The sequence below is a fragment of the Nocardioides hwasunensis genome (genome assembly GCF_014779665.1).
GTDB classification, from domain to species: domain Bacteria; phylum Actinomycetota; class Actinomycetes; order Propionibacteriales; family Nocardioidaceae; genus Nocardioides; species Nocardioides hwasunensis.
On record NZ_JACXYY010000005.1, the window covers coordinates 348,802 to 372,830 of the forward strand.

Annotated in this window: 24 protein-coding genes; 21 read left to right on the plus strand and 3 right to left on the minus strand. The window is 72.0% G+C overall.

Annotated features, from left to right (window positions below; translation table 11 throughout):
* From folP to IEZ25_RS14090, 6 genes are all read left to right on the plus strand, one after another.
* Nucleotides 1-807, plus strand: a complete 807-nt coding sequence (gene folP, locus IEZ25_RS14065) for a dihydropteroate synthase (protein ID WP_191200162.1) — start codon at nt 1-3, stop codon at nt 805-807.
* Entirely contained in the window at nt 797-1,171 is a 375-nt protein-coding gene (folB, locus tag IEZ25_RS14070; RefSeq protein ID WP_191200056.1) for a dihydroneopterin aldolase, read from the plus strand. The genes folP and folB overlap by 11 nt, the downstream gene beginning before the upstream one ends.
* Nucleotides 1,164-1,733 (plus strand): 2-amino-4-hydroxy-6-hydroxymethyldihydropteridine diphosphokinase, encoded by a 570-nt coding sequence (gene folK / locus IEZ25_RS14075; RefSeq protein ID WP_191200057.1) that lies wholly within the window; start codon nt 1,164-1,166, stop codon nt 1,731-1,733. The genes folB and folK overlap by 8 nt, the downstream gene beginning before the upstream one ends.
* A 22-nt stretch (nt 1,734-1,755) precedes the next feature.
* The gene (locus IEZ25_RS14080; RefSeq protein WP_191200058.1) at nt 1,756-2,250 is read left to right on the plus strand and encodes a DUF3180 domain-containing protein; all 495 of its coding nucleotides are present in this window, start codon (nt 1,756-1,758) and stop codon (nt 2,248-2,250) included.
* A 9-nt stretch (nt 2,251-2,259) separates the two neighbouring features.
* Nucleotides 2,260-2,874, plus strand: a complete 615-nt coding sequence (locus IEZ25_RS14085; RefSeq protein WP_191200059.1) for a hypothetical protein — start codon at nt 2,260-2,262, stop codon at nt 2,872-2,874.
* Between the two features lie 123 nt (nt 2,875-2,997).
* Nucleotides 2,998-4,071, plus strand: coding sequence for a GNAT family N-acetyltransferase (locus tag IEZ25_RS14090; protein ID WP_318152235.1), 1,074 nt, complete (start codon nt 2,998-3,000; stop codon nt 4,069-4,071).
* A 92-nt stretch (nt 4,072-4,163) separates the two neighbouring features.
* Here the strand turns inward: IEZ25_RS14090 and IEZ25_RS14095 are convergent, their stop codons facing one another.
* On the minus strand, nt 4,164-5,159 hold the full coding sequence (locus tag IEZ25_RS14095; RefSeq protein WP_191200060.1) for an ABC transporter ATP-binding protein: 996 nt from the start codon (nt 5,157-5,159) through the stop codon (nt 4,164-4,166).
* A gap of 3 nt (nt 5,160-5,162) precedes the next feature.
* Between IEZ25_RS14095 and IEZ25_RS14100 the strand changes: the two genes are divergently transcribed.
* The 3 genes from IEZ25_RS14100 (at nt 5,163) to IEZ25_RS14110 (ending at nt 7,694) form a co-directional block, all read left to right on the plus strand.
* Nucleotides 5,163-5,861 carry an ABC transporter permease gene (locus IEZ25_RS14100; protein ID WP_191200061.1) on the plus strand — a complete coding sequence of 233 codons (699 nt, stop codon included), beginning with the start codon at nt 5,163-5,165 and terminating at the stop codon, nt 5,859-5,861.
* 67 nt (nt 5,862-5,928) lie between these two features.
* The gene (locus IEZ25_RS14105; protein WP_191200062.1) at nt 5,929-6,693 is read left to right on the plus strand and encodes an ABC transporter permease; all 765 of its coding nucleotides are present in this window, start codon (nt 5,929-5,931) and stop codon (nt 6,691-6,693) included.
* A gap of 53 nt (nt 6,694-6,746) precedes the next feature.
* The gene (locus tag IEZ25_RS14110; RefSeq protein WP_191200063.1) at nt 6,747-7,694 is read left to right on the plus strand and encodes an ABC transporter substrate-binding protein; all 948 of its coding nucleotides are present in this window, start codon (nt 6,747-6,749) and stop codon (nt 7,692-7,694) included.
* Nucleotides 7,695-7,800: 106 nt separating this feature from the next.
* Here the strand turns inward: IEZ25_RS14110 and IEZ25_RS14115 are convergent, their stop codons facing one another.
* Nucleotides 7,801-8,913 (minus strand): glycosyltransferase family 2 protein, encoded by a 1,113-nt coding sequence (locus IEZ25_RS14115; protein WP_191200064.1) that lies wholly within the window; start codon nt 8,911-8,913, stop codon nt 7,801-7,803.
* Nucleotides 8,914-8,948: 35 nt separating this feature from the next.
* On the opposite strand from IEZ25_RS14115, the gene IEZ25_RS14120 reads away from it, so the two are divergent.
* The 11 genes from IEZ25_RS14120 (at nt 8,949) to IEZ25_RS14170 (ending at nt 22,247) form a co-directional block, all read left to right on the plus strand.
* Nucleotides 8,949-10,049, plus strand: a complete 1,101-nt coding sequence (locus IEZ25_RS14120; protein ID WP_318152236.1) for a sulfotransferase family protein — start codon at nt 8,949-8,951, stop codon at nt 10,047-10,049.
* Nucleotides 10,046-11,008, plus strand: coding sequence for a glycosyltransferase (locus tag IEZ25_RS14125; protein WP_191200065.1), 963 nt, complete (start codon nt 10,046-10,048; stop codon nt 11,006-11,008). The genes IEZ25_RS14120 and IEZ25_RS14125 overlap by 4 nt, the downstream gene beginning before the upstream one ends.
* A gap of 222 nt (nt 11,009-11,230) precedes the next feature.
* On the plus strand, nt 11,231-12,139 hold the full coding sequence (locus tag IEZ25_RS14130) for a Rossmann-like and DUF2520 domain-containing protein (protein ID WP_191200066.1): 909 nt from the start codon (nt 11,231-11,233) through the stop codon (nt 12,137-12,139).
* Nucleotides 12,136-13,053, plus strand: coding sequence for a pantoate--beta-alanine ligase (gene panC / locus IEZ25_RS14135; RefSeq protein WP_191200067.1), 918 nt, complete (start codon nt 12,136-12,138; stop codon nt 13,051-13,053). The genes IEZ25_RS14130 and panC overlap by 4 nt, the downstream gene beginning before the upstream one ends.
* Before the next feature lie 18 nt (nt 13,054-13,071).
* Nucleotides 13,072-13,488 carry an aspartate 1-decarboxylase gene (gene panD, locus IEZ25_RS14140; RefSeq protein WP_191200068.1) on the plus strand — a complete coding sequence of 139 codons (417 nt, stop codon included), beginning with the start codon at nt 13,072-13,074 and terminating at the stop codon, nt 13,486-13,488.
* A 9-nt stretch (nt 13,489-13,497) separates the two neighbouring features.
* On the plus strand, nt 13,498-15,168 hold the full coding sequence (locus IEZ25_RS14145; RefSeq protein WP_191200069.1) for an L-aspartate oxidase: 1,671 nt from the start codon (nt 13,498-13,500) through the stop codon (nt 15,166-15,168).
* On the plus strand, nt 15,165-16,070 hold the full coding sequence (gene nadC / locus IEZ25_RS14150; RefSeq protein WP_191200070.1) for a carboxylating nicotinate-nucleotide diphosphorylase: 906 nt from the start codon (nt 15,165-15,167) through the stop codon (nt 16,068-16,070). The genes IEZ25_RS14145 and nadC overlap by 4 nt, the downstream gene beginning before the upstream one ends.
* Nucleotides 16,071-16,140: 70 nt before the next feature.
* Complete coding sequence (locus IEZ25_RS14155) at nt 16,141-16,911, plus strand: type III pantothenate kinase (RefSeq protein ID WP_191200071.1); 771 nt, start codon at nt 16,141-16,143, stop codon at nt 16,909-16,911.
* A 73-nt stretch (nt 16,912-16,984) separates the two neighbouring features.
* Nucleotides 16,985-18,964, plus strand: coding sequence for a hypothetical protein (locus tag IEZ25_RS14160; RefSeq protein WP_191200072.1), 1,980 nt, complete (start codon nt 16,985-16,987; stop codon nt 18,962-18,964).
* Nucleotides 18,965-19,143: 179 nt separating this feature from the next.
* Nucleotides 19,144-19,476, plus strand: a complete 333-nt coding sequence (locus tag IEZ25_RS14165; protein WP_191200073.1) for a histone-like nucleoid-structuring protein Lsr2 — start codon at nt 19,144-19,146, stop codon at nt 19,474-19,476.
* A gap of 173 nt (nt 19,477-19,649) precedes the next feature.
* Entirely contained in the window at nt 19,650-22,247 is a 2,598-nt protein-coding gene (locus IEZ25_RS14170) for an ATP-dependent Clp protease ATP-binding subunit (RefSeq protein WP_191200074.1), read from the plus strand.
* Nucleotides 22,248-22,270: 23 nt separating this feature from the next.
* On the opposite strand, the gene IEZ25_RS14175 is transcribed toward IEZ25_RS14170, so the two are convergent.
* A complete protein-coding gene (locus tag IEZ25_RS14175; RefSeq protein WP_191200075.1) occupies nt 22,271-23,149 on the minus strand; it encodes an A/G-specific adenine glycosylase in 879 nt (292 codons plus the stop codon).
* 67 nt (nt 23,150-23,216) lie between these two features.
* Between IEZ25_RS14175 and IEZ25_RS14180 the strand changes: the two genes are divergently transcribed.
* Nucleotides 23,217-24,017, plus strand: coding sequence for a hypothetical protein (locus IEZ25_RS14180; RefSeq protein ID WP_191200076.1), 801 nt, complete (start codon nt 23,217-23,219; stop codon nt 24,015-24,017).
* Nucleotides 24,018-24,029 lie beyond the last annotated feature (12 nt).

Genomic DNA, 24,029 nt, shown 5'->3' on the forward strand with positions numbered 1-24,029 from the left:
ATGGGCATCGTCAACGTCACCCCCGACTCCTTCTCCGACGGCGGCCTCTACGACACCACCGACGCGGCCGTCGCCCACGGGCGCGAGCTGCTGGCGCAGGGTGCCGACCTGCTCGACATCGGCGGCGAGTCCACCCGGCCCGGCGCCACCCGTCCCCTCGTCGCCGAGGAGCTCGACCGCGTCGTCCCGGTGATCCGCGAGCTCGCCGAAGGCGGTGCCCTGGTGTCGGTCGACACGATGCGCGCCGAGGTCGCCGAGGCGGCCCTCGCGGCCGGCGCCCGGATCGTCAACGACGTCTCCGGCGGACTCGCCGACCCCCGCATCCTCGACGTCGTCGCCGGCAGTGGCGCCACCTACGTCGCCATGCACTGGCGCGCCCACGCCGACCGGATGCGGGACTTCACCGACTACTCGCCGGACGGTGTCGTCGACACCGTGCGCCGCGAGCTGGGCGAGCGGCTCGAGGCGATCGAGGCCGCCGGGATCGGCCGCGAGCGGGTGCTGCTCGACCCGGGCCTGGGCTTCGCCAAGGAGCCGCGGCACAACTGGGAGCTGCTCGCCGCGCTCGACGTGCTGCACGGGCTGGGCTGCCCGCTGCTGGTCGGCGCGAGCCGCAAGTCGTTCCTCGGCTCCCTGCTGGCCCGCGACGGCCGTCCGCGCTCGATCGAGGACCGTGAGCACGCGCACGTGGCGCTGGTCGCGCTGCTGGCCGACCGGGGCGTCGACTGTCTCCGCGTGCACGACGTACGAGCCACCCGCGACGCGCTCGCGGTGGCAGCAGCGATGGGAGCGGTCAGTGACCGATGAGCTCTCCGTGTCGGGGATCGAGTGCTGGGCCCACCACGGCGTCTTCGAGTTCGAGCGGCGCGAGGGGCAGACCTTCGTGGTCGACCTGGTCCTCGGCATCGACACCCGACCCGCGGCCGCCTCGGACGACCTGGCGGACACGGTCAACTACGGCTCGCTGACGACCGACGTGAAGGCCGCCGTGGAGCGCGAGCCGGTCGACCTGATAGAAACCGTCGCGCAACGCATCGCGGATGTGTGCCTGTTGGACACTCGTGTTGAATGGGCGCGAGTCACGCTCCACAAACCTGATGCCCCCATCGACGCGACGTACTCGGACGTCGCGCTGACGATCACCAGAACGCGAGGCAACGCTCATGACTGAGACCCCCAACCCCAACATCGTGGACGCCGACTCCCTCACCGGTGAGATGCACCCGATCCGCCGGGTGGTGGTCGCGCTGGGGTCCAACCTGGGGGAGCGGCTCTCGTCGCTCCAGGGAGCCGTCGACGCACTCGCCGACACCCCGGACTTCTTCGTCACCGGCGTCTCGCCCGTCTACGAGACCGAGCCGGTCGACTCGCCCGAGGAGGCCAAGCCCTACCTCAACGCCGTCGTCCTGGCCGACACCACCCTGCCGGCGGCCCGCCTGATGGAGCGCGCCCTGGCGATCGAGGACGCCTACGAGCGTGAGCGCAGCGAGGTCCGCAACGCGCCGCGCACGCTCGACGTCGACCTGATCGTCGTCGGCGACCGTCGCTCCAACGAGGACTTCCTGCGACTGCCCCACCCGCGCGCCCACCAGCGGGCCTTCGTGCTCCAGCCCTGGCACGACCTCGAGCCCGACGCGGTCTTCCCGGAGCGGGGCCCGATCGCCGACCTGCTCGCCGACGTCGACGGCTCCGGCGTGCGCAGGCGCGAGGACCTGGCCCTCGAGGTCGAGTGACCATCCCCCGAGCGGCACCCGGATGAGCGGGACCGGGCCGGAGGACGAGCCTCCGGAGCCACGCGGCACCCTGCACCCCACCTCGGCCCGAGCCCTCACGGCCTGCTCGGTGACCGGCCTCGTGCTCGGCTGGGGGATCCACCCGCTCATGACGCGGATCGCCGGTGGCCCGCCGCTCGTCTCGTGGACCCAGTCGCTCGCCCTGGTGCTCGTCGCCGGCATCATGTCGTTCCTGGCGTGGCACACCTGGCAGACCGTCCAGGTCCGCGGCGAGCGTCTCGAGGTGCACCAGGCCGTCAACCGGCTCGTGCTGGCCCGGGCCTGCGCCCTGGGAGGTGCGCTCGTGGCGGGCGGGTACGCCGGCTACGCGGTGAGCTGGCTCGGCGACCAGTCGCAGTACTCCGACCGCTGGATCGTCCGGTCCGTGGTGGCGGCCCTCGGCGCGGGCGTGGTGATGCTCGCCTCGCTCGCGCTCGAGCGTGCGTGTCGCGCCGACGGCGGCGAGCCGCGGCCCTAGTCTGGCCGCATGCCTTCCCAGCAGTCACAGCAGTCACAGGCGTCCCGTACGCCGGCACGTCGCCGCCAGCGGAGCACCCGGCTGGCCGTCGCGGTCACCCTCCTGGTGGTCGCTGGAGTCGTCGTGGTCGCCGCTGTGGTGTCGGGATCCGCCGTCCTGACCACCGCCGCCGCGGTCCTCGCGGTGCTGCTCGGTGCTGCCGCGACCCGGATCACCCACTCCGAGCTGATGCAGGCCCGGCGAGACGCCGCGCGGGACCGCGCCGAGCAGGCCCAGGAGTACCGCGCGCTCACCGAGCGTCGTACGACCGAGTCCGCGGCGTTCGCCGCCGACATGCGGCGCAAGATCGCCGACCGCGAGGAGGCCATCGACGTCCTCGAGCGTGCGCTCTCCTCAGCGCAGAAGAACGCCGCCGAGCAGACCCTCAAGCGCGGCCAGGAGGCGCGTCGCGCCGATGCCGCAGAGCGGGGTCGCGACCTCGCCCAGAGCGGGCGCGACGATGCCGAGGGCCGTGCCGCCGAGGCGATCGTGCTGGTCGCCGAGCTCGAGGCCGAGCTCGACGTGCTCCGCGCCGAGGTGGTCTCGCTCCGCGCGGCCGCCACGCGGACGCACAAGAGCGCCTGACTCCCGCCGCCGCCCCCGCGAGCGGTGAGCGAGACACCTTCTCGACGCACGGAACCTGCCTCACGCACCTGTCCCACGCACCGCCCGACGTCCGGCGGGCAGCGTGCGGAAGAATGACCTGACGTGATTCCCGAGGACAACCGGTTCGAGAGCGACCCCTCCGACGCGCTGCCCGAGGACCCGGGACTTCCCGACGGGTGGTACGCCGACACGCCGGACGCTGCCGACGAGGCCACCGTCGACCGGCTGACCGAGCTGCTCCGCGCCCACGAGCGCGCGGGCCGGGGCTGGGCCGGCGCGGGTGCGGACGACGTGCTGGTCGAGATCTCCGAGCACGGCGTGGCGATGCGGGAGAACGTCGTGGTCCGCGATGCCGGCGATCGGATCCAGGCGTGGGGCAGCGTCCACGACCGGGCCGAGGGACGGATGCTCTTCGTGCACGTGGTCGACCGCGACATCGACGAGCGCGCCGCGGACGCCTGCAGCAGCACGCTCTTCGCGTGGGCCGACGCGCAGGCGAGGGCGGTCGGCGAGGCCCGCGGCCTGGCGACCCAGCAGATCGACTCCGGCTCCTTCGCCGACGACGAGCGTCAGCACCGCTGGCTGGCCGACGCCGGCTTCGACCGGGTGCGCACCTGGTGGCAGATGAGCCGCTCCGTGGAGGCGGAGGAGGCCGAGCTGGTGCCGGACCCGTCGCGCTGGGAGCGCAAGGGCGTCGTGTTCCGGCGGGTCGAGCGGCAGGGGGACGGCATGCCCGACGTCGCCGACCTGCGGGCCGTCCACGACGTGCTCGAGGGCGCGTTCACCGACCACTTCAACTCCGCCGAGGAGACCCTGCAGGAGTTCGTCCACCGGCTCCGGGAGGACCCGGGCCACCGGTGGGACCACTGGTGGCTCGCCGAGCTCGAGGACGGCGAGGCCGCCGGCGCGCTCGTCGGCACGGTGAGCGAGTCCGCCACCGGTCCCGACGGGTCGTACGTCTCCTACCTCGGCGTCCTCGAGTCCGCCCGCGGTCGCGGGGTCGCCACCGGTCTGCTGCGCACGATCATCGCCGACGCCGCCTCCCGCGGCCGCGACCGTGTCGGCCTCGAGGTCGACGCCGACTCGCCCACCGGGGCCGACAGCCTCTACCGCTCGATGGGCTGGGGCACGAAGTACGTCACCGAGTCCTGGCACCGGGACGTGCCGGTCCGGTAGGTCCGGCACCCTTTGCACCCGAGACTCCCGCCTCGACCCCCAGATCTCGGCCGACAAGCGAGGTGGTCACCGGATATCCGGAGACTCCAGAGTCAGCGGAGCGACTCGCGCAGCGCCTGGTGCACACCCGCCGGGGTGAGCACGCCGAGGAACGTCGGGCCGCGGCGCACGCCCACCATCGGCTTGTCGTCGCGCAGCATCGCGGCGAGGGCGTCCTCGAGGGAGGAGTCGATGTCGATCGCCGCGCCCAGGTCGCCGGTGGAGATGCCGTCGAGCGGCTCGAGGTGCTCCTCGCGGAGCCGGGTGACGGTGAGCGTGCGCAGGCCCCCGGCGCCCACGAAGTCGGCGACCTGCTCGTCGGCCGGGTGCGCGAGCAGCTCCGACGGGGTGGCGTACTGGGCCAGGCGGCCGCCGGTGGCGAACACGGCCACCCGGTCGCCCATCCGGATCGCCTCGTCGATGTCGTGGGTCACCAGCACCACGGTCTTGCCGAGCTCGGCCTGGAGCCGGCGGAACTCGTCCTGCAGCCGGTGGCGCACGACCGGGTCGACGGCTCCGAACGGCTCGTCCATCAGCAGGACCGGCGGGTTGGCGGCCAGCGCCCGGGCCACGCCGACCCGCTGCCGCTGGCCGCCCGAGAGCTCGTGCGGGTAGCGACGGGCGTACTGCTCGGGCTCCAGCCCGACCGTGGCGAGCAGCTCGTGGGCGCGCTCGCGGGCGACCGACTTCGACTCGCCGTAGAGCAGCGGGACGGTCATCACGTTCTGCTCGATGCGCTGGTGCGGGAACAGGCCGATCTGCTGGATGACGTAGCCGATGCCGCGGCGCAGCTCGACCGGGTCGGCGCCGGTCACGTCCTCGCCGTCGAGCCAGATCCGCCCGGTCGTGGGCTCGATCAGCCGGTTGATCATCTTCAGCGTCGTCGACTTGCCGCACCCGGACGGACCGACGAGGCAGACCATCTCGCCGCGGGAGACCTCGAGGTCGAGCTCGTGGACGGCCACGGTCCCGTCCGGGTAGGTCTTGCCCACGCCCTCGAGCCGGATCATCGCGTCGACGGCCGAGTCGCTGCCCCGTGTAGCGTCCATGCGGTGACCTTACTGGGAGTCGCCGACGACCCGAGCTGCTACAGCCAGCTCGTCAACGACTGGATCTGTCCGGCCTACGTCTCGGATCGGCAGCAGGAGATCGTCGACGCGACGATCCAGCACATCGGGATCACCGTCGTCTCGGTGGTCCTCGGGCTCCTGATCGCCTTCCCGCTCGCGCTGGCCGCGCGGCGGCTGCCACGGCTGGAGTCGACGATCCTCGCGGCCACCACGGGGATCTACACGGTGCCCTCGCTCGCGCTGTTCCCGCTGCTGGTGCCGTTCACCGGGCTGACCGCCACGACCGTGGTGATCGGCCTCGCGCTGTACGCCCTGACGATCCTGGTGCGCAGCCTGCTGGAGGGCCTGCGGTCGGTGCCCGACGAGGTGCGCGAGTCGGCCACCGGTCTCGGCTACGGCCGCGGTCAGCTGCTGCTCAAGGTGGAGCTGCCGCTCGCGCTGCCGGTGATGATGGCCGGTCTCCGGGTCGCCACGGTGTCGACCGTGGCCCTGACGACCGTCGGGTCCCTCGTGGCCTACGGCGGTCTCGGCAACCTGATCAAGGACGGCGTGCTGACCGACTTCCGCGCCGAGCTCTTCACGGCGTCCCTGCTGTGCGTGCTGCTCGCGTTCGTGCTGGACGGACTGCTGGTGCTGGCCCAGAGGGTCATGACCCCGTGGACGAGGGGAGCGCGCGCATGAACACCCCACGACGTTCTTCGCCTCCCCCGCTCCGCTCCTCCACCGAACAACGCCGCGGGGGCCCCGCATGAGGGTCTTCAGCGACATGTGGACCTACCTGTCCGCCGGCGCCAACTGGTCGGGCAGCGACGGCATCGCCGCCCTGCTCGGCCAGCAGCTGCTGCTCACCGTCACCGCGCTGCTGATGGCGATGGTCGTCGGGCTGCCGATCGCGCTGTGGCTGGGGCACCTCGGCCGCGGCGGCTTCCTCGCGATCAACATCTCCAACGTCGGCCGTGCCATCCCGACCTTCGCGCTGCTGGCCCTGCTCGTGGTCGCGCCGTGGCCCGGTGCCGCGCAGCTCGGCCCCTACGGCCGCGCCGGTCTCGCCACCCTCATCGCCCTGACCCTGTTCGCGCTGCCGCCCATCATCACCAACTCCTACGTCGCCATGCGCGAGGTCGCACCCGAGGTGCGGGAGGCGGCGAGGGGCATGGGCATGACGGGGTGGCAGCAGTTCTGGCGCGTCGAGCTGCCGCTCGGCCTGCCGCTCGTGGTCTCCGGGCTCCGGCTGGCGCTGGTGCAGGTGTGGGCGACCGCCACGATCGCGGCGCTCGTCGCGGGACCCGGGCTCGGGCAGATCATCACCGACGGGTTCTTCCGCTCCAACTACGGCAAGGGCATCGCCGGGGCGCTCGTCGTGGCGGCGGTCGCGCTCGTGCTCGAGCTGCTCGCCGCGTTCACCCAGAGGGCGGTCGACAGCACCCGTCGGAGCACCCCTTCAGGTGGGCACACTGACGCATTGTCGGTCACCGGGTCTACGGTGGACGAGCACGCCGAAACCGTCGGCTGACGTCGCTTTTCCGGACACGCGCAGCTCTCGCTGCGGGACACAGAAGGACCACCATGCCCATCGTTCGCACGCTCGCCGCGGTCCTCGCCGCCACCGCGCTCACGCTCACCGGCTGCGCCGGTGACGACCTCTCCAGCGACAACGCCTCCGACAGCCCGAGCTCGTCGGGTGGCGACAAGGGTTCGGTCACCGTCGCGGGCCAGAACTTCCCCGAGGCCACGCTCGTCGCCTCGATGTACCAGCAGCTCCTGGAGAACGCCGGCTACACGGTCGAGACCAAGCTCGTCGACTCGCGTGACGCCTACATGCCGACCTTCCCCGGAGACGTCGACATCGTCCCCGAGTACGTCGGTGGCATCGTCAACTTCCTCAACACCCAGGCCAACGGCGACAGCGCCAAGCCCTTCGAGGCCGGTGACGGCCAGCAGCTCGCCGACGACGGCGCCACCCTGCTGAAGGACGCCGGCATCGAGCTGCTCGACATCTCCCCGGCCACCGACACCAACGCCTTCTTCGTCACCCAGGACTACGCCGACTCCGAGGGCCTGAGCACGCTGTCCGACCTCGAGGGCAAGAGCGTCGTGCTCGCCGCGGCGCCCGACTGCAAGGGACGCCTCGACTGCGAGGGCGGCCTGTCCGACGACTACGGCATCGACGTGACCAAGGTCCTCGAGCTCGGCTACGCCTCCGCCCAGACCTACAAGTCCGTCATCGACGGCGAGTCGCAGCTGGGCGAGACCTCGACCACCGACGGCACCCTGGAGTCCCAGGGCCTCGTCGTGCTCGACGACGACAAGCAGATCCAGCCCGCCCAGAACCTCGTGCCCGCGGTCTCGGCCGACTTCCTCGCCGACAACCCCGACGTCGCCGACATCCTCAACCCGCTGATGGCCGCCCTCACCACCGAGAACCTCACCGAGCTCAACGGCAAGATCGCCGTCGACCGGGCCAAGCCGGAGGACGTGGCCAAGGAGTTCCTGGAGTCCAACGACCTGCTCTGACCTCCCGCAAGGTCGGGGCACGAGCAGCAGCAGCGACGAGCCTCGAGATCACGTTCATCAGCGTGGTCTCGAGGCTCGCTGACTGTCCGGTCCGCCGTGTCGCGGGTCAGACCTCGTGGTCCCGCAGTGCCAGGGCCTCGGGAGCCACGGTGGTCTCGTCGAGCACCGTGTGCGGGATCGACAGCCGCCAGGCGCCGGTCGCGACGTCCTGGACGCGCGGGACCGGTCCGTCGAGGGTGGCGACCCACTCCATGAGCGAGGTGACCTCGGCGCGTCGGTCCTCGGCCACCAGCCAACCCGCCAGCCGGTGCACCGGCGGGAGCCCGCTCCCGACGAGGGTGCGCGTCCCCCAGAGCTCGAGCACGCCGGAGCGCAGCAGCCGCCACCACTCGGGCGTGCAGCCCGGCACCAGCAGTAAGTAGCGCCACAGGTCACCGGCGAGCACCCGGTCGACGAAGACCTGCTCCACCTCGACCGAGCCGTGCGCCCGGACGGAGGCGAGGCTCGTCCGCTTGGTCTCCCAGCGGTCGGCGAGGTCCTGCACCGACGAGGCGCGGGTCTGGGTGATCGACCCCGGGCGGATGCGCCAGTGGTAGACGACCTCGTCGAGCACGTCGAAGGTCGCGTCGAGGAAGGACCGGGTCGTGGTCGGCTGGTCCTCGTAGCGGGTGCCCTCGGGCCAGGTCAGGCCGGCCTCGTCCCAGAACGAGCGTCGCCAGACCTTGTTCCACGCGAAGACGTCGCCGAGGATCTCCGGCCGGTCCTCGATGCGCGCTCCCCGGAGGGGACGGTGCAGCCGGCGCATCCACGGCGGTTCGACCAGCTGGTCGCCCTCCCAGCGCACGATCGAGCCGGTCGCGAAGTCGGAGCCCGAGTCCGCGAGCGCCCCGACCAGGTCGGCGTACGCCGTCGGGGGGAGGACGTCGTCGGAGTCGAGGAAGGCGAGGTGGTCGCCGCGCACGTGCTGCACGCCGAGGTTGCGGGCCGCGCCCAGGCCGCCGTTGACGGAGTGCACGACGGTGATGCGGGTGTCGCGGCGGGCCCACTCGTCGGCGATCTCGCCGGTCCGGTCGCTCGACCCGTCGTCGACGATGACCGCCTCCCACCGCCGGTGGGTCTGCGCCAGCAGCGACCGGACGCAGTCGTCGAGGTAGTCCTCCACGCCCCAGGCCGGGATCACCACGCCGAGGAGCGGCGCGCGACCGAACAGGCGTCTCATGGGTCGCGACCCTAGCCGCCGGTAGGCTGCCCGCCGTGACCGAGCAGCCCAGAGCGATCGACGAGATGAACCCCGACGGAGTGCCGCGGAAGGTCCTCTTCGTCGCCGGCGCCGGCCGCAGCGGCACCAGCACGCTGGCCGGCATCGTGTCCAAGCTGGGCATGCACGTGCCGCTGCCGGAGGTCCCGCCCGACGAGTCCAACCCGCGCGGCTTCAGCGAGCCGCAGTGGGTCGTCGACGTCCACGACGAGTGGCTCAGCGAGGCACTGGTCCAGGTCAGCGACTCACGCCCGAGCGCCTGGTTCGACACCGGTCGCATCTGCAGCCGCGAGCCGGCCCGGATCCGGGTGAGCGAGTGGCTCGAGCCGCACTTCGCCGAGCATCCCGAGCTGGTGATCAAGGACCCGCGGCTGAGCTGGTTCCTCGGGCTGTGGCGCGTGGCCGCGATCCGCACCGGCGCGACCCCGGTCTTCGCCACCATGCTCCGGGCGCCGGCCGAGGTCGTCGGCTCCAAGCAGAAGTACTACGCCAACAAGCTCGGCTCGGCCCACCTCGCGGCCAGCTGGGTCAACATGCTGCTCCACACCGAGCGCGCCACGCGGCCGGCGGAGGGTGACGGCGGCCGCGTCTTCGTCCGCTACGAGGACCTGCTGAGCGACTGGGTGAGGACCACGACGGCACTGGGTCACGCGCTCGACCTGCAGACGATCGTCCACACCCGCAGCGACCAGATCCGCGAGGTCCACCGCTTCATCGACCCCACCCTGCGCCGGGTTACCTCGACCCTCGACGACCTCGCCCTGCCGAAGCGGCTGCACGAGCTCACCGGCCAGACGTGGGAGGAGCTCAACAAGCTCGCCGACGAGGGCGGCGACACCACCGAGCGCCAGGCGACCTTCGACCAGCTCCGTGAGGAGTACGTCGACCTCTACGAGGAGGCCGCGGCCATCAGCCGCTCGAGCGCCGAGCACTCGCGCCTCCAGGCGCGGCGTCGGGCGCTGGCCGAGGCGCAGCCGGAGGAGCCCTCGAGGTCGCTCGCCGACCGGGTCCCCCACGACGTACGCGCCGCCATCCCGCCGTCCGTGCGCCGCGGGGTGCGCAGGGCGCTCGGGCGCGAGCGGGACGACCAGCAGTGAGCGTCCCGGTCGGCGGCGGTCAGGGCCTGACCAACCTCGAGGGGCACGAGGACTTCGACATCGTCTGGCCCTGGGCCGAGTCACGCGGGGGACCGGGGGCACTGCGCCGCGGTGCGACCGCGGTGCTGCGGGTCAAGAACGAGGCGCCCGGACTGCGGTTCGTGCTCCCGCCCCTGCTGCGCGCCTGCGACCACGTGCTGCTGGTCGACAACGGCTCCGACGACGGCACCGGCGAGGAGGCGCTGCGCGTCGCCGCCGAGCACGGCCTGGCCGACAGGTTCACGCTGAAGGAGTACCCCTTCGCGGTGGCCCGCGCGGGCGCCGAGCACCTCGCTGTCAACGAGCGCTCGGTGCACTCCCTGGCCTACTTCTACAACTGGTGCTTCTCGCACGTGCGCACCCGCTACTCGTGGAAGTGGGACGGCGACATGGTCCTCACCACCGAGGGCGAGGTGTCGATGGCCGACCTGTCCTGGCAGGTCGGGATGGCTGAGGCGGTGATCCGCTTCCCGCGGCACGGGCTCTACATCGAGTCCGACCAGAAGGCCTACCTCGACCTCGGCCTGCGCAACATCGAGGAGTGGGGCTTCCCGGTGAGCCCCGACTACGTCTATGCCAAGGCGCCGGAGTGGGAGATCCGCACGACGCCCGACCACATCGAGATGTTCGCGCTGCCGCAGGGGCTGTGCGTCGAGCTCAAGTGGCTCGACGGCGACGAGTTCGCCCACTGGACCAACCCCGAGTCGTTCGCCACCTCGATCCGCAACCGTCGCAAGCGCCGCGAGTGGCTGGTCTGGAACGCGCTGCACGACGGCGAGGTGCCAGACGGCGTCGTCGAGATCGCCTCACCCGACGGAGTGCACGTGGTCGACCACGTGACGCACACCTGGCTGCCGCGCGCGCCCCGGCCGTTCGTCGTCGACGATCCCGACCACGCGAAGCTCCACCTGCGCGCCTGACCCGGGGTAGTCCAGTGGCAGATGGCTGCCGGATGTCCTCTGGGACGACCACTTGCCACTGGACTACCCCGGCGGGGCGACCATCTGCCACTGGACCACCCCCAGCGGGCGAGTGGGATGCGTCACGCTCGCGCTCGGTTCCGCAGCTGTGTGCGCGGGCGTAGGCTCGATGGTGATCGCAGTAGATCGGTACCCGCGAGGGACTGAAACGAAGAGGTCGTCATGCAGAAGCTCTCCATCGGTGTCGTCGGCGCCGGTCGTGTCGGTGCCGTCCTGGCCTCCGCACTCCGCTCCGCCGGGCACCAGGTCGTGGCAGCGGCCGGCGAGTCCGACGCCTCCCGCAGGCGCATCGAGTCGCTGCTCCCCGGTGTCGCGGTCGCCAAGCCGACCGACGTGGCACGCGCGAGCGACCTGCTCCTGCTGACCGTCCCCGACGACATGCTCGGCAACGTCGTCCGCGTGCTCAGCGACAGCGGCGCGATCCGTGCGGGCCAGGTCGTCGTGCACACCAGCGGTCGCCACGGCCTCGCCGTGCTCGAGCCGGCCCGCGAGGTCGGCGCCCGCACGATCGCGATGCATCCGGCGATGACCTTCACCGGCACCGACGTCGACCTCCCGCGGCTCTCCGGCTGCGTCTTCGGCATCACCGCCGACGAGCCCGACCGCGAGCTCACCGAATCCCTCGTCGCCGACCTCGGAGGGCGCCCCATGTGGGTCCCCGAGGAGCGTCGCACGCTCTACCACGCCGGCCTCGCACACGGCGCCAACCACCTCGTCACCCTCGTCGCCGAGGCGATGGAGATCCTGTCCGCAGCCGGTGCCGACGACCCTGCCGCCACGCTCCGCCCGCTGTTGACGGCCGCGCTCGACAACGCCCTCGAGGACGGCGACGCCGCCCTCACCGGCCCGATCGTCCGCGGCGACGTCGAGACCGTGCGCGCACACGTCGCCGACCTGGCCGCCACCGCGCCGCAGACGCTGCCGTCGTACGTCGCGATGGCGCACGCCACGCTCGACCGCGCCGTCACCGACGGTCGGCTCCTGCCGATCCGCGCCTCGAAGATCCTCCGGGTGCTCACCGCCGCCGAGGCCGCCGGGGCCGGCGCACACCGGGACGATGTACGTCGATGACGACCACCCCGGCCCTCGCGAGCACCCGCGAGGAGCTGGCCGCCCTGCTCGCCGACGCCCGGCGCTCGGGCGACCGGATCGCCTTCGTGCCGACGATGGGCGCCCTCCACGAGGGCCACGCCAGCCTGATGCGCACCGCCCGTGACGCCACGTCCGGTCCGGTCGTGGTGAGCATCTTCGTCAACCCGATGCAGTTCGCGGCCGGCGAGGACCTCGACCGCTACCCGCGCACCCTCGACGCCGACCTCGAGGTGTGCGCCGTCGAGGGCGTCGACGTCGTCTTCGCGCCGAGCGTCGAGGAGATGTATCCCGGCGGCTTCAGCCACGACTCGGTCCACGAGAGCGTCACCGTCGCACCCGGCACCCTCGCCACGATCCTCGACGGCGCCTCCCGGCCGGGTCACTTCGACGGCGTGCTCACCGTCGTCGCCAAGCTCTTCGGGCTCGTCCGCCCCGACGTCGCCGTCTTCGGGCAGAAGGACTACCAGCAGCTCGCGCTGATCCGGCGGATGGTGCGCGACCTCTGCATGGGCATCGAGATCATCGGCGCGGAGACCGTCCGCGAGGCCGACGGCCTCGCGCTGTCCAGCCGCAACCGCTACCTCGACGCCGACCAGCGCCGGACCGCCGCGGCACTCAGCCGCGCGCTCCGGGCCGCGCAGGAGCGGGCGGCGTACGGCGTCCCTGCCGCACGCTGGGCCGCGATGTCGGTCCTCAACGTCGAGCCCGGCCTCGAGCTCGACTATCTCGCGCTGACCGACGTCGACCTCGGCGAGGCGCCCGAGACGGGCGAGGGTCGGGTCCTCGTGGCCGCGCGGGTCGGGTCGACGAGGCTCATCGACAACGTGGCGGTCCGGTTCGACCGGGTCGTCGCGCCGGCGGGGACCGCGACCGCGGCCCCGACCACACCCTGAGAGGAACGGCTGAGACGGATGCTGCGCACGATGATGAAGTCCAAGATCCACCGGGCGACCGTGACCCAGGCCGACCTGCACTACGTCGGGTCGGTGACCGTCGACGAGGACCTGCTCGACGCTGCCGACCTGCTGGCCGGCGAGCTCGTGCACATCGTCGACGTCACCAACGGCGCCCGCCTCGAGACGTACACGATCGCCGGCGAGCGCGGCTCGGGCGTCATCGGCATCAACGGCGCGGCCGCCCGGCTGGTGCACCCGGGCGACACCGTGATCCTCATCGGCTACGGGCAGATGGAGACTGCCGAGGCGAGGGAGCACCAGCCGCACGTGGTATTCGTCGACGCCGACAACGCGATCATGGCCACCGGCCACGACCCGGCCGAGACGTTCGGCGACGAGACCCTGAGCCGCGGCGACCTGGTCGCTCGATAGCCTGCCCGGATGACAGACCACCGGCCGGTCCCGGGTCGCCTCCGCGCACCCGCACCCGGTTGGACCACCCGCGCCGACGTCGTGGTCGTGGGCTCCGGCATCGCCGGGCTCACCGCCGCTCTGCGGATCCATGCGGCTGATCCCTCGCTCCACCTGCTCGTCGTGACCAAGGACGTCCTCGCGGCCGGCTCCACCCAGTGGGCGCAGGGCGGCATCGCCGCGGCCCTCGGCCCGGGCGACACCCCCGAGCAGCACGAGCGCGACACGCTCGTCGCGGGCGCCGGTGCCTGCGACGTCGAGGCTGTGCGCGTGCTGGTGACCGAGGGACCCGAGGCGGTCCGCGAGCTCATCGCGCTGGGCACCCAGTTCGACCTGCACCCCGACGGCGAGCTGTCCCTGACCCGCGAGGGCGGCCACCACCGCGACCGCATCGCCCACGCGGGCGGCGACGCGACCGGGGCCGAGATCCAGCGGGCGCTGATCGCCGCTGTCGAGCGGGCGCCCGCGATCGAGGTCATCCAGCACGCGCTCGCCGTCGACCTCCTCCGCGCGAGCGACGGAGGGGTGGCCGGGCTGACGCTGCACGTGCTCGGCGAGGGCCAGCACGACGGCGTCGGCGCCGTGCTCTGCCGGGCCGTGGTGCTCGCCTCCGGTGGGCTCGGCCAGGTCTTCAGCCAGTCGACCAACCCCAGCGTGTCCACCGGCGACGGCATGGCGCTCGCGATGCGCGCCGGCGCGCGGGTGCGCGACCTGGAGTTCGTCCAGTTCCACCCCACCGTGATGTGGCTCGGTCCCGACTCCCAGGGCCAGCAGCCGCTGATCTCCGAGGCGGTCCGCGGCGAGGGCGCCTTCCTGGTGGACTTCGAGGGCGACCGCTTCATGCGGGGCCAGCACGAGCTCGCCGACCTCGCCCCGCGCGACGTCGTGGCCAAGGCCATCACCCGGCGGATGATCGAGACCGGCCGGCCGCACATGTGGCTCGACGCACGCCACCTGGGCGCGGAGTTCTGGGAGCGACGGTTCCCCACCATCCTCCGGGTCTGCCGCGAGCACGGGGTCGATCCGGTGACGCAGCTGATCCCGGTGGCCCCGGCCCAGCACTACGCGTCGGGCGGCGTGGTCACCGACCTCTGGGGCCGTACGACGGTGGCCGGCCTCTACGCCACCGGAGAGGTCGCCTGCTCCGGTGTCCACGGCGCCAACCGTCTCGCCTCGAACTCGCTGCTCGAGGGGCTGGTCTTCTCCCGCCGGATCGCCGAGGTGCTGCCCGCCGAGCTCCGCGACTGGGCCGAGCCGGCTGGTGACGAGCGGCCAGCGGGGCTGGTGTCGGGGGAGCGTCGTCGCGCGCTGCAGGAGGTGATGACCAGCCGGGTGGGCGTGCTGCGGCAGGCCGACGGGCTGGCCGAGGCGCTGGACCTCCTCGCCGCGATCGAGCCGGGCGACGCCGAGGTCGGCCCCGCTGCCTGGGAGACCACCAACCTGGTCGCGATCAGCACCGCGCTCGCCGGGGCCGCCGCGCTGCGCACCGAGACCCGCGGCTCCCACTGGCGCGAGGACTTCCCCGACCGCGACGACACGAAGGCCGGCCACGTCGACTCGTGGCTCGTCGACGGCGTCGTCCACAACGTCTGGCACCACGCACCCTCGACCGACCCGAGCACCACGGAGGTCCCGGCATGAGCACCCTCGACGACGTACCCACCGAGCTGCTCGACGAGCTCACCGCAGCCGGTCTGGACCCCGACCACGTCTGGGAGATCGTCCGCCGTGCGGTCGCCGAGGACCTGCCCGACCCGTCGATGGACGATCCGACCAGCTCGTCGACGATCGACCTCACCGCCCGTGGCGAGGCGGTCCTCGCCGCGCGCGAGCCCGGTGTCGTCGCCGGCCTGGGCGTCGGCGCGCTCGCCTTCTTCATGCTCGGCGCCGACGCCACGATCACCGACCGGGTGGCCGAGGGCACCCGCGTCGCGCAGGGCGACGTCGTCATGCGGATCACCGGCCTGACCCAGCGGATGCTGGTCGCCGAGCGCACCGCCCTCAACCTGGCCTCGCACTTGTCGGGCATCGCCACCGCGACGTCGCGGTGGGTCGAGGCGCTCGAGGGATCGCCGACCCGCGTCCTCGACACCCGCAAGACGCTGCCGGGTCTGCGCGCGCTGCAGAAGTACGCCGTGCGCTGCGGCGGTGGGGTCAACCACCGCACCAGCCTCCAGGACATGGCGATGGTCAAGGACAACCACGTCGTCGCCGCCGGGGGAGTGCTGCCCGCGCTGGAGGCGATCCGCGACCGCTTCCCGGGCCTGCCGGTCGAGGTCGAGGTGACCACGCTCGAGCAGCTCGAGGAGCTGCTGGCGCTGCCCGAGCCCCCGGAGCGGATCCTGCTCGACAACATGACCGACGAGCTGATGACCGAGGCCGTACGACGGACGGGCGGGCGGGTGCCGCTCGAGGCGAGCGGCGGGATCACCCTCGAGCGGGCCGGTCGCATCGGCGCCACCGGCGTCGACTTCGTCTCGGTCGGGGCGCTGACCCACTCGGTGATCGTCCTCGACCTCGGCATGGACCTGTCCCCCCCATGACGTTCTTCTCCTCCGCTTCGCTCCCCCGAACAACGCCGCGGGGACCCCGGACCTCGATGAAGGTGCTGCTATGACGCTGCTCGCGGTCGACATCCGCAACACGCACACCTTCCTCGGCCTGCTGGACGGGGAGGAGGTGACCGACCACTGGAGGGTCAGCTCGCTGGAGGGGCGCACCGCCGACGAGTGGTCGGTGCTGATGCTCGGGCTGCTCGCCGAGCGGGTCGACGACGTCGACGGGATCGCCCTCTGCTCGACCGTCCCCGCCGTCCTGCACGAGTGGCGCGAGATGATCGCCCGCGAGCTCGGCGACGTGCCGGCGGTCATCGTCGAGCCCGGCGTGAGGACGGGCCTGCCGGTGCTGATGGACAACCCCCGCGAGGTCGGCGCGGACCGGATCGTGAACTCGCTGGCCGCCGCGACGCTCCACGGCGGCCCGGCCATCGTGGTCGACTTCGGCACCGCGACGACGTTCGACGTGGTCAACGCCCAGGGGCAGTACGTCGGTGGTGCGATCTCGCCCGGCCTCGAGATCTCGCTCGAGGCGCTCGGGCGACGGGGCGCGCAGCTGCGCAAGGTCGAGCTCGCCCGGCCCCGATCGGTCATCGCGAAGAACACCGTCGAGGCGCTCCAGAGCGGCCTGGTGTTCGGCGTCGCCGCCCAGGTCGAGGGACTCGTGGGCCGCATGATCGCCGAGCTCGATGTGGCTGCGGATGAGGTCACGGTGATCGCCACCGGCCACCTGGCACCTCTGCTCGTCGACGAGTGCCGGTGTTTCACGGTGCATTCGCCGTGGCTGACGCTGCAGGGTCTGCGTCTGGTGTTCGAACGCAATTCCTAGCCCGTGGCCCGAGGGACGGGCGCGCGACGCGTAGCATCGGCGCTTTGGCCACGGACCACGGAGGGTATTCGAGGTGTCGGCGAGCGTTCCCCATGCCGAGCAGGCGCACGTCCGCGAGGACGGGCACCCCTCGACGTCCGATGCTCCGGGTCCGGGGCTCGGCACCGGACAGCGCCGTCGACCGGCCGTGGCCGTCGGCCTGGGTGTCATCGCGCTGCTCGCCTCGTGCGCGATCGTCGTCGGCGGTGGCAGCCCGGCGGCGCTGGTGCTCGTCGCGGTCGCCGTCTCGACCCTCGCCCTGCGCTGCTGGCTCACCACCGCCCTGGCGTTCGCGACCGTGCTGTCGGGAGCCCTCGCGCTGGTGGCGGTGAGCATGCGGGTCGCGCCGGTGATCGGGGTACCCGTCACGTGGCTGCCGGTGCTCCCGGCCGTGGCCGCGGCCGTCGCGCTGGTCGTGCTCTGGCTGCGCCGCAGCACGGCCTTCGCCGTGGATCGGTCCGACCTGGTGCTGGGTGCGGTGCTGGTGGCGCTCTCGCTGGTGCAGGTCGTCGCGGTGCCCGTGGTGCGCTGGCTGTCCGGCAGCCCCAAGCTCGCCTGGATGATGAACAACGACAGCGTGTGGAACCTGGTGTCCGCGCGCTTCATCGTCGAGGACGGCGGCCTGGTCCCGGTCTCGCACCGCAACCCGGCACCGCTGGCCAACGAGGTGGTGGCCTTCTTCATGGCGCCCGGCCGCTCAGGGGTCGACCGGACCGCACTGCTGGAGCACGACCTCTACCGCGCCTCCGAGGTGCTGCTCCTGCTGGTGGGAGCCACGAGCCTGCTCGCGGGCCTGGTGGTGGCTGCCGGCGTCCCATCGTCACGTCGGTGGTCCCGTGCCGTCCTCACCCTGGTGGCGGCGGCGATCCCCTGGACCTGGTCGCTCGCCGGTCAGGTCTTCCTCTACGGCTTCTGGAACTCACTGCCCGCGGCGATCCTGATCCTGGCGGCCTGGGCGGCGTGGACGTCGTCCGATCGCTTCCCGGTGACCTCCTCCGGCCTGCTGGCGCTCATCGGGACGGGTCTGCTCGCGTCCTGGGCGCCGCTCGTGCTGGCGCCGGCCGCACTCGGCGTCGCCGTGGTCTGCTGGCGGTGGCGCGCGCACCTCGACCTGCGCGGTCTCGCGATGCTGGCCTGGTTGTCGCCCCTGGCCCTGCTGGTGGCGTACGCCGGCTTCGTCACCCGAGCCGATTTCGCGGCCGCGTCCGGCGGCCTGGCCGCGGAGGGCCTGTTCCCGCCGTTCGGTCAGAACCTCCCGCCGGTGTTCTGGCTGGTTCCGTTCGGTGTGCTCGTGCTGCTGTCGACGTGGTCCACGGTGCGCATCGATCTCGTCGGCGCGGTCGTGGTGGGCCTGGCAGGAGCCGTCGGCACCCACTACCTGATGGGGCAGCGGGCCGGCGCGGCCGGGGGGCCGTGGGGCTACTACCCCCAGAAGTTCGCGTGGACGCTCGCGCTGCTCGCCCCGCTGCTGGTGCTGCTCTCCGTGCGCGGAGGCCTCGCGGTGGCCGGTCTGCGCCGCATCCAACAGGGAACTCTCGTGCTCGGATCGGTCGCGCTGGCCGGGACGCTGTTGCTGCAGGTGCCGCCGGCAGATCCTCGGCCGGTCACCGGGGAGCGGTACCCGGTCGCCCACGGCACGCCCGACTATCGCCTGTCCTCGATGCTGCCGGTCGTGTCGATCTCGTTGAGCGACCGCTCGAGCGCGCTCGACCCGGCTGTCGACACGCTGCTGCGGTTCGAGGATCCTGACCGCAAGGTCGTGGTGTCGCGGTGGTCGCCGGAGCCCGGCGACAACACCTTCGTCAACTACTGGCTGCTGCAGCTTCCGGTGGATCGCAGCGACGAGATGCCCAGGCCGTACGCCTACGGCCTGGACAGCTTCGACCCGTCCGCGCTCTGTGACCTCGTGCGCGACTGGGGTGGCGGGGTCGTGATCCAGACGCGCAGCGACACCCTCGACGACGAGATGAGGGCGTTGTGCCCGCGGCAGGACTTCGAGGTCCGCGTCCACTGAGCAATTCGCGGCGCAATCCTCGCGCACCGGTTCGAATTGCCTGAGGGGCGGCCGCGAGACGGTTCTTCCCGCGTTTGCCGAATTGTTGCGTCAGGGTATTCCTGACTCCTTTTGTCGAATTGTCGCATTCCTGCCACACTCCTTTTCATCCGCACGTGCGAATGAAAAGGAATACCGTCATGGCTCAGAAGGTCAACATCATTCTCGTGGACGACCTCGACGGGACCGAGGCCACCGAGACGGTCACGTTCGGCCTCGACGGGACGTCGTACGAGATCGATCTCAACGACGCCAACGCAGCCGCGCTCCGCGAGGCGGTGAGCGGCTACGTGGGCCACGCCCGCAAGGTCACCGGTGGTGGACGTCGTACGCGCAGGGCGAGCAACGGTTCGGCAGGCACCGCCTCGAACTCCAAGGACGTCCGCGAGTGGGCCAAGGCCCAGGGCATGGAGGTCTCCGAGCGCGGGCGCATCTCCGCTGACGTGCAGCAGGCCTACGACGCCGCGCACTGACCCCCCGTACGGCTGAGCGCCACGTCCCCGAGAGGGTGCGGGGCGTTCGCTGTCAGCGGACGCCTCCGATGTTGCGTGGGGAACACGTAGGCTGAGGTCGGGCGTTGAGCCCAGTGTCCGTGCTCCCGCTCCGGCGGGGGACAGGCGGACCACGCAGACGTAGAGGAGCGCACATGTTCGAGCGGTTCACCGACCGAGCCCGGCGAGTTGTCGTGCTGGCCCAGGAAGAGGCCCGCATGCTCTCCCACAACTACATCGGGACCGAGCACATCCTGCTCGGCCTCATCCACGAGGGCGAGGGCGTGGCGGCCAAGGCCCTCGAGTCCCTCGACATCTCCCTGGAGGCCGTGCGCGCCCAGGTCGAGGAGATCATCGGCCAGGGCCAGCAGGCCCCGTCCGGCCACATCCCGTTCACCCCCCGCGCCAAGAAGGTGCTTGAGCTCTCGCTGCGCGAGGCGCTCCAGCTCGGCCACTCCTACATCGGCACCGAGCACATCCTGCTCGGCCTGATCCGTGAGGGCGAGGGCGTCGCCGCCCAGGTGCTGCAGAAGCTCGGCGCCGACCTCAACCGGGTGCGCCAGCAGGTCATCCAGCTGCTCAGCGGCTTCCAGGGCAAGGAGTCGGCCGCGGCCGGCGCCCAGACCTCGGGCTCGGGCGGCGAGGCGCCCTCGAGCTCGCTCGTCCTCGACCAGTTCGGCCAGAACCTCACCCAGGCCGCCCGCGAGGGCAAGCTCGACCCAGTCATCGGGCGCGAGCAGGAGATCGAGCGCGTGATGCAGATCCTGTCGCGCCGCACGAAGAACAACCCCGTCCTCATCGGCGAGCCCGGCGTCGGCAAGACCACCATCGTGGCCGGCCTCGCGCAGGACATCGTCAAGGGCAACGTGCCCGAGACGCTGAAGGACAAGCAGATCTACACGCTCGACCTGGGCGCGCTGGTGGCCGGCTCGCGCTACCGCGGTGACTTCGAGGAGCGCCTCAAGAAGGTGCTCAAGGAGATCCGCACCCGCGGCGACATCGTGCTGTTCATCGACGAGATCCACACCCTCGTCGGCGCCGGCGCGGCCGAGGGCGCGATCGACGCCGCCAGCATCCTCAAGCCGATGCTGGCCCGCGGCGAGCTCCAGACCATCGGCGCGACCACGCTCGACGAGTACCGCAAGTACCTCGAGAAGGACGCCGCGCTCGAGCGCCGCTTCCAGCCCATCCAGGTGCAGGAGCCCTCGATCGCGCACACGATCGAGATGCTCAAGGGCCTGCGCGACCGCTACGAGGCCCACCACCGCGTCACGATCACCGACGAGGCCCTGGTCTCCGCCGCGACGCTGGCCGACCGCTACATCTCCGACCGGTTCCTGCCGGACAAGGCCATCGACCTCATCGACGAGGCCGGTTCGCGCCTGCGCATCCGCCGGATGACCGCGCCGCCGGACCTGCGCGAGTACGACGAGAAGATCGGTGACGTGCGCCAGCGCAAGGAGGCCGCGATCGACGGGCAGGACTTCGAGGCCGCCGCGCGCCTGCGCGACGAGGAGAAGCAGCTCTCCGCCCGCAGGTCCGAGCGCGAGAAGCAGTGGCGTGCCGGTGACCTCGACGAGATCGCCGAGGTCGACGAGGAGCTGATCGCCGAGGTCCTGGCCGTGGCCACGGGCATCCCGATCGTCAAGCTCTCCGAGGAGGAGTCGACCCGGCTGCTCAAGATGGAGGACGAGCTCCACAAGCGCGTCATCGGCCAGGAGGAGGCCGTCAAGGCCCTCTCCCGCGCCATCCGGCGCACGCGTGCGGGCCTCAAGGACCCGAAGCGTCCCGGTGGGTCGTTCATCTTCGCCGGCCCCTCGGGCGTCGGCAAGACGTGGCTGTCGAAGACGCTCGCCGAGTTCCTCTTCGGCGACGAGGACGCCCTCATCCAGCTCGACATGAGCGAGTTCTCCGAGAAGCACACCGTGTCGCGGCTCTTCGGTTCGCCGCCCGGATACGTCGGTTACGAGGAGGGCGGGCAGCTCACCGAGAAGGTGCGCCGCAAGCCGTTCTCCGTGGTGCTCTTCGACGAGGTCGAGAAGGCTCACCCCGACATCTTCAACAGCCTGTTGCAGATCCTCGAGGAAGGTCGCCTGACCGACTCCCAGGGTCGCGTGGTCGACTTCAAGAACACCGTCATCATCATGACCACCAACCTCGGCTCGCGTGACATCGCCAAGAGCGTCAACCTCGGCTTCGGCGCGGTCGGCGCGGACCCGGCCGGCTCCTACGAGCGGATGAAGAGCAAGGTCTCGGAGGAGCTCAAGCAGCACTTCCGCCCCGAGTTCCTCAACCGTGTCGACGAGATCGTCGTGTTCCCGCCGCTGTCGCAGGAGCAGATCGTCGCGATGGTCGACAACATGATCGACGCGGTCGAGCTGCGGATGAAGGACCGCGACATGTCGCTCGAGCTCACGCAGGGCGCCAAGGCGCTGCTCGCCGAGCGCGGGTTCGACCCGGTGCTCGGCGCGCGCCCGCTGCGTCGCACGGTGCAGCGCGAGATCGAGGACGTGCTCGCCGAGAAGATGCTCTTCGGCGAGGTCGGCCCCGGTCAGATCATCCTGGTCGACGTCGAGGGAGAGGGCCCGGCAGCGAAGTTCGTCTTCAAGGGCCAGAAGAACTCCGCGGTGCCCGACATGCCGCCGCTCGAGACCGCCGACCTGGCGCTCGAGCCGCAGCGTGACGACGAGGGCAACCTCGAGGGTCCCGACGACTCCGAGGGTCCGGTGGACATCCCTCGCGACCCCGCCTGACGACCAGCCTGGCAGTCAGCCGATCACCCCGGGAGCGCCCAGCGCCCCGGGGTGGTCTGCGTCAGGAGGCCGTCGTCGACCAGCCCGGCCAGGCAGCGCTCGCGCTGGTCGGTCGTCGGCCACGCGGCTTCGACCTGCGCGGCCGTGACCGCGTCGTTCTCACGCACGAGGGCCATGATCCGGCCGCGGCACTGCCGGTCGGTGCCGGCCCACGCCTGTCCGCGACGGGGCGGGCCGTCGTACGCCGGGAACCCGGCGCCGCGCCAGGCGCACGCCTCGGCGACCGGGCAGGCGTGGCACGCGGGCTGGCGCGCGGTGCAGACGAGCGCACCCAGCTCCATCGTCGCGACGGCCCACGTCGCGGCGGTGGCCGGGTCGTCCGGCAGCAGCGCGGTCGCGACGTCCCGCTCGGCGCGGGTCACGGCGGGCGCGGGGAACTCCTCGCCCGTCACGACTCGGGTCAGCACCCGGCGGACGTTGGTGTCGAGGACGACGTGGCGCTGGCCGAAGGCGAAGCTGGCGATGGCCGAGGCGGTGTAGTCGCCGACGCCCGGGAGCGCGAGCAGGTCGTCGTACGACGCGGGCACCTCGCCGCCGTGCCGCTCGACGATCGCGATCGCGGCGGCGTGCAGCCGCAGTGCGCGGCGGGGATAGCCCAGCCGGCCCCACATCCGCACCGCCTCGCCGGTGGACTCCCCGGCGAGGTCGGCCGGCGTCGGCCAGCGCTCGAGCCAGAGGGCGTGGACGGGCAGCACCCGGGCCACCGGGGTCTGCTGCAGCATGAGCTCGCTGACCATCACCGACCACGGCGTGGCCTCGAGCCCGCGCCAGGGCAGCTCGCGCGCGTGGTTGTCGTACCAGTCGATCACGGCGTCGTGCAGCACGCGGGGATAGGAGTCCATCGCGGCGATCGTAGGTGAGCCGGTGCGCCTCCGCCGAGACGGGCCGCCCGCTCCCTAGCCTGGGGCCATGCCGACGACCAGACGACCTCGCAGGCCGTTGCCGGCCCGGGTCTACTGGATCCGGCGCCTCGTCGTGCTCGGCGTCCCGCTCGTGCTCGTCGTCGTCCTCGCGCGCTGGCTGGGTGGCTCGTCCGACGCCCAGGACCCTGCCGGTGGCACCGCGACCCAGGCCGGGGCGAGCGTCGAGACGACGCCCGCGCCGACGGCCGGCCCGACCGCCCAGGCGCCGACGGGCAAGAAGGGCGGCAAGGGCAAGAAGAACCAGCAGCAGCAGGAGCCCGCTCCGCCGCCCGAGCCGGTCCTGGCCGAGCCCACGGGCCCGTGCGTCGACTCCGACATCGTCGCCACGCCGGCGATCACCTCGGCGCCCGGCGGATCCGACATCGCGCTGACGATCAACCTCCGCACCGCCATCTCCGAGGCCTGCACCTGGCAGGCCTCGGCCGAGACGATGACGGTGACCATCACCTCCGGCAGCGACGACATCTGGAGCAGCCGCCAGTGCCCGGCGTCGATCCCGGCCCAGGACGTGGTGATCCGTCAGGCCGTCGACGCCCCCGTCGTGGTGACCTGGTCGGCGAAGCGCTCCGACGACGGCTGCACCGCCCGCACCAAGTGGGCGATGCCGGGCTTCTACCACGTCCAGGCGGCCGCGCTCGGTGGCAACGAGACCGACGTCCAGTTCGAGCTCGTCCCCCCGACGCCCCCGGTGGTCACCCAGACCGTCGACCCGCAGCCGCAGGGCGGGAAGAACAAGAACAAGGACAAGAGCAAGAACAACCAGGGCGGCGGCAACAGCGCGGGCTGAGGCGCTCGGGCG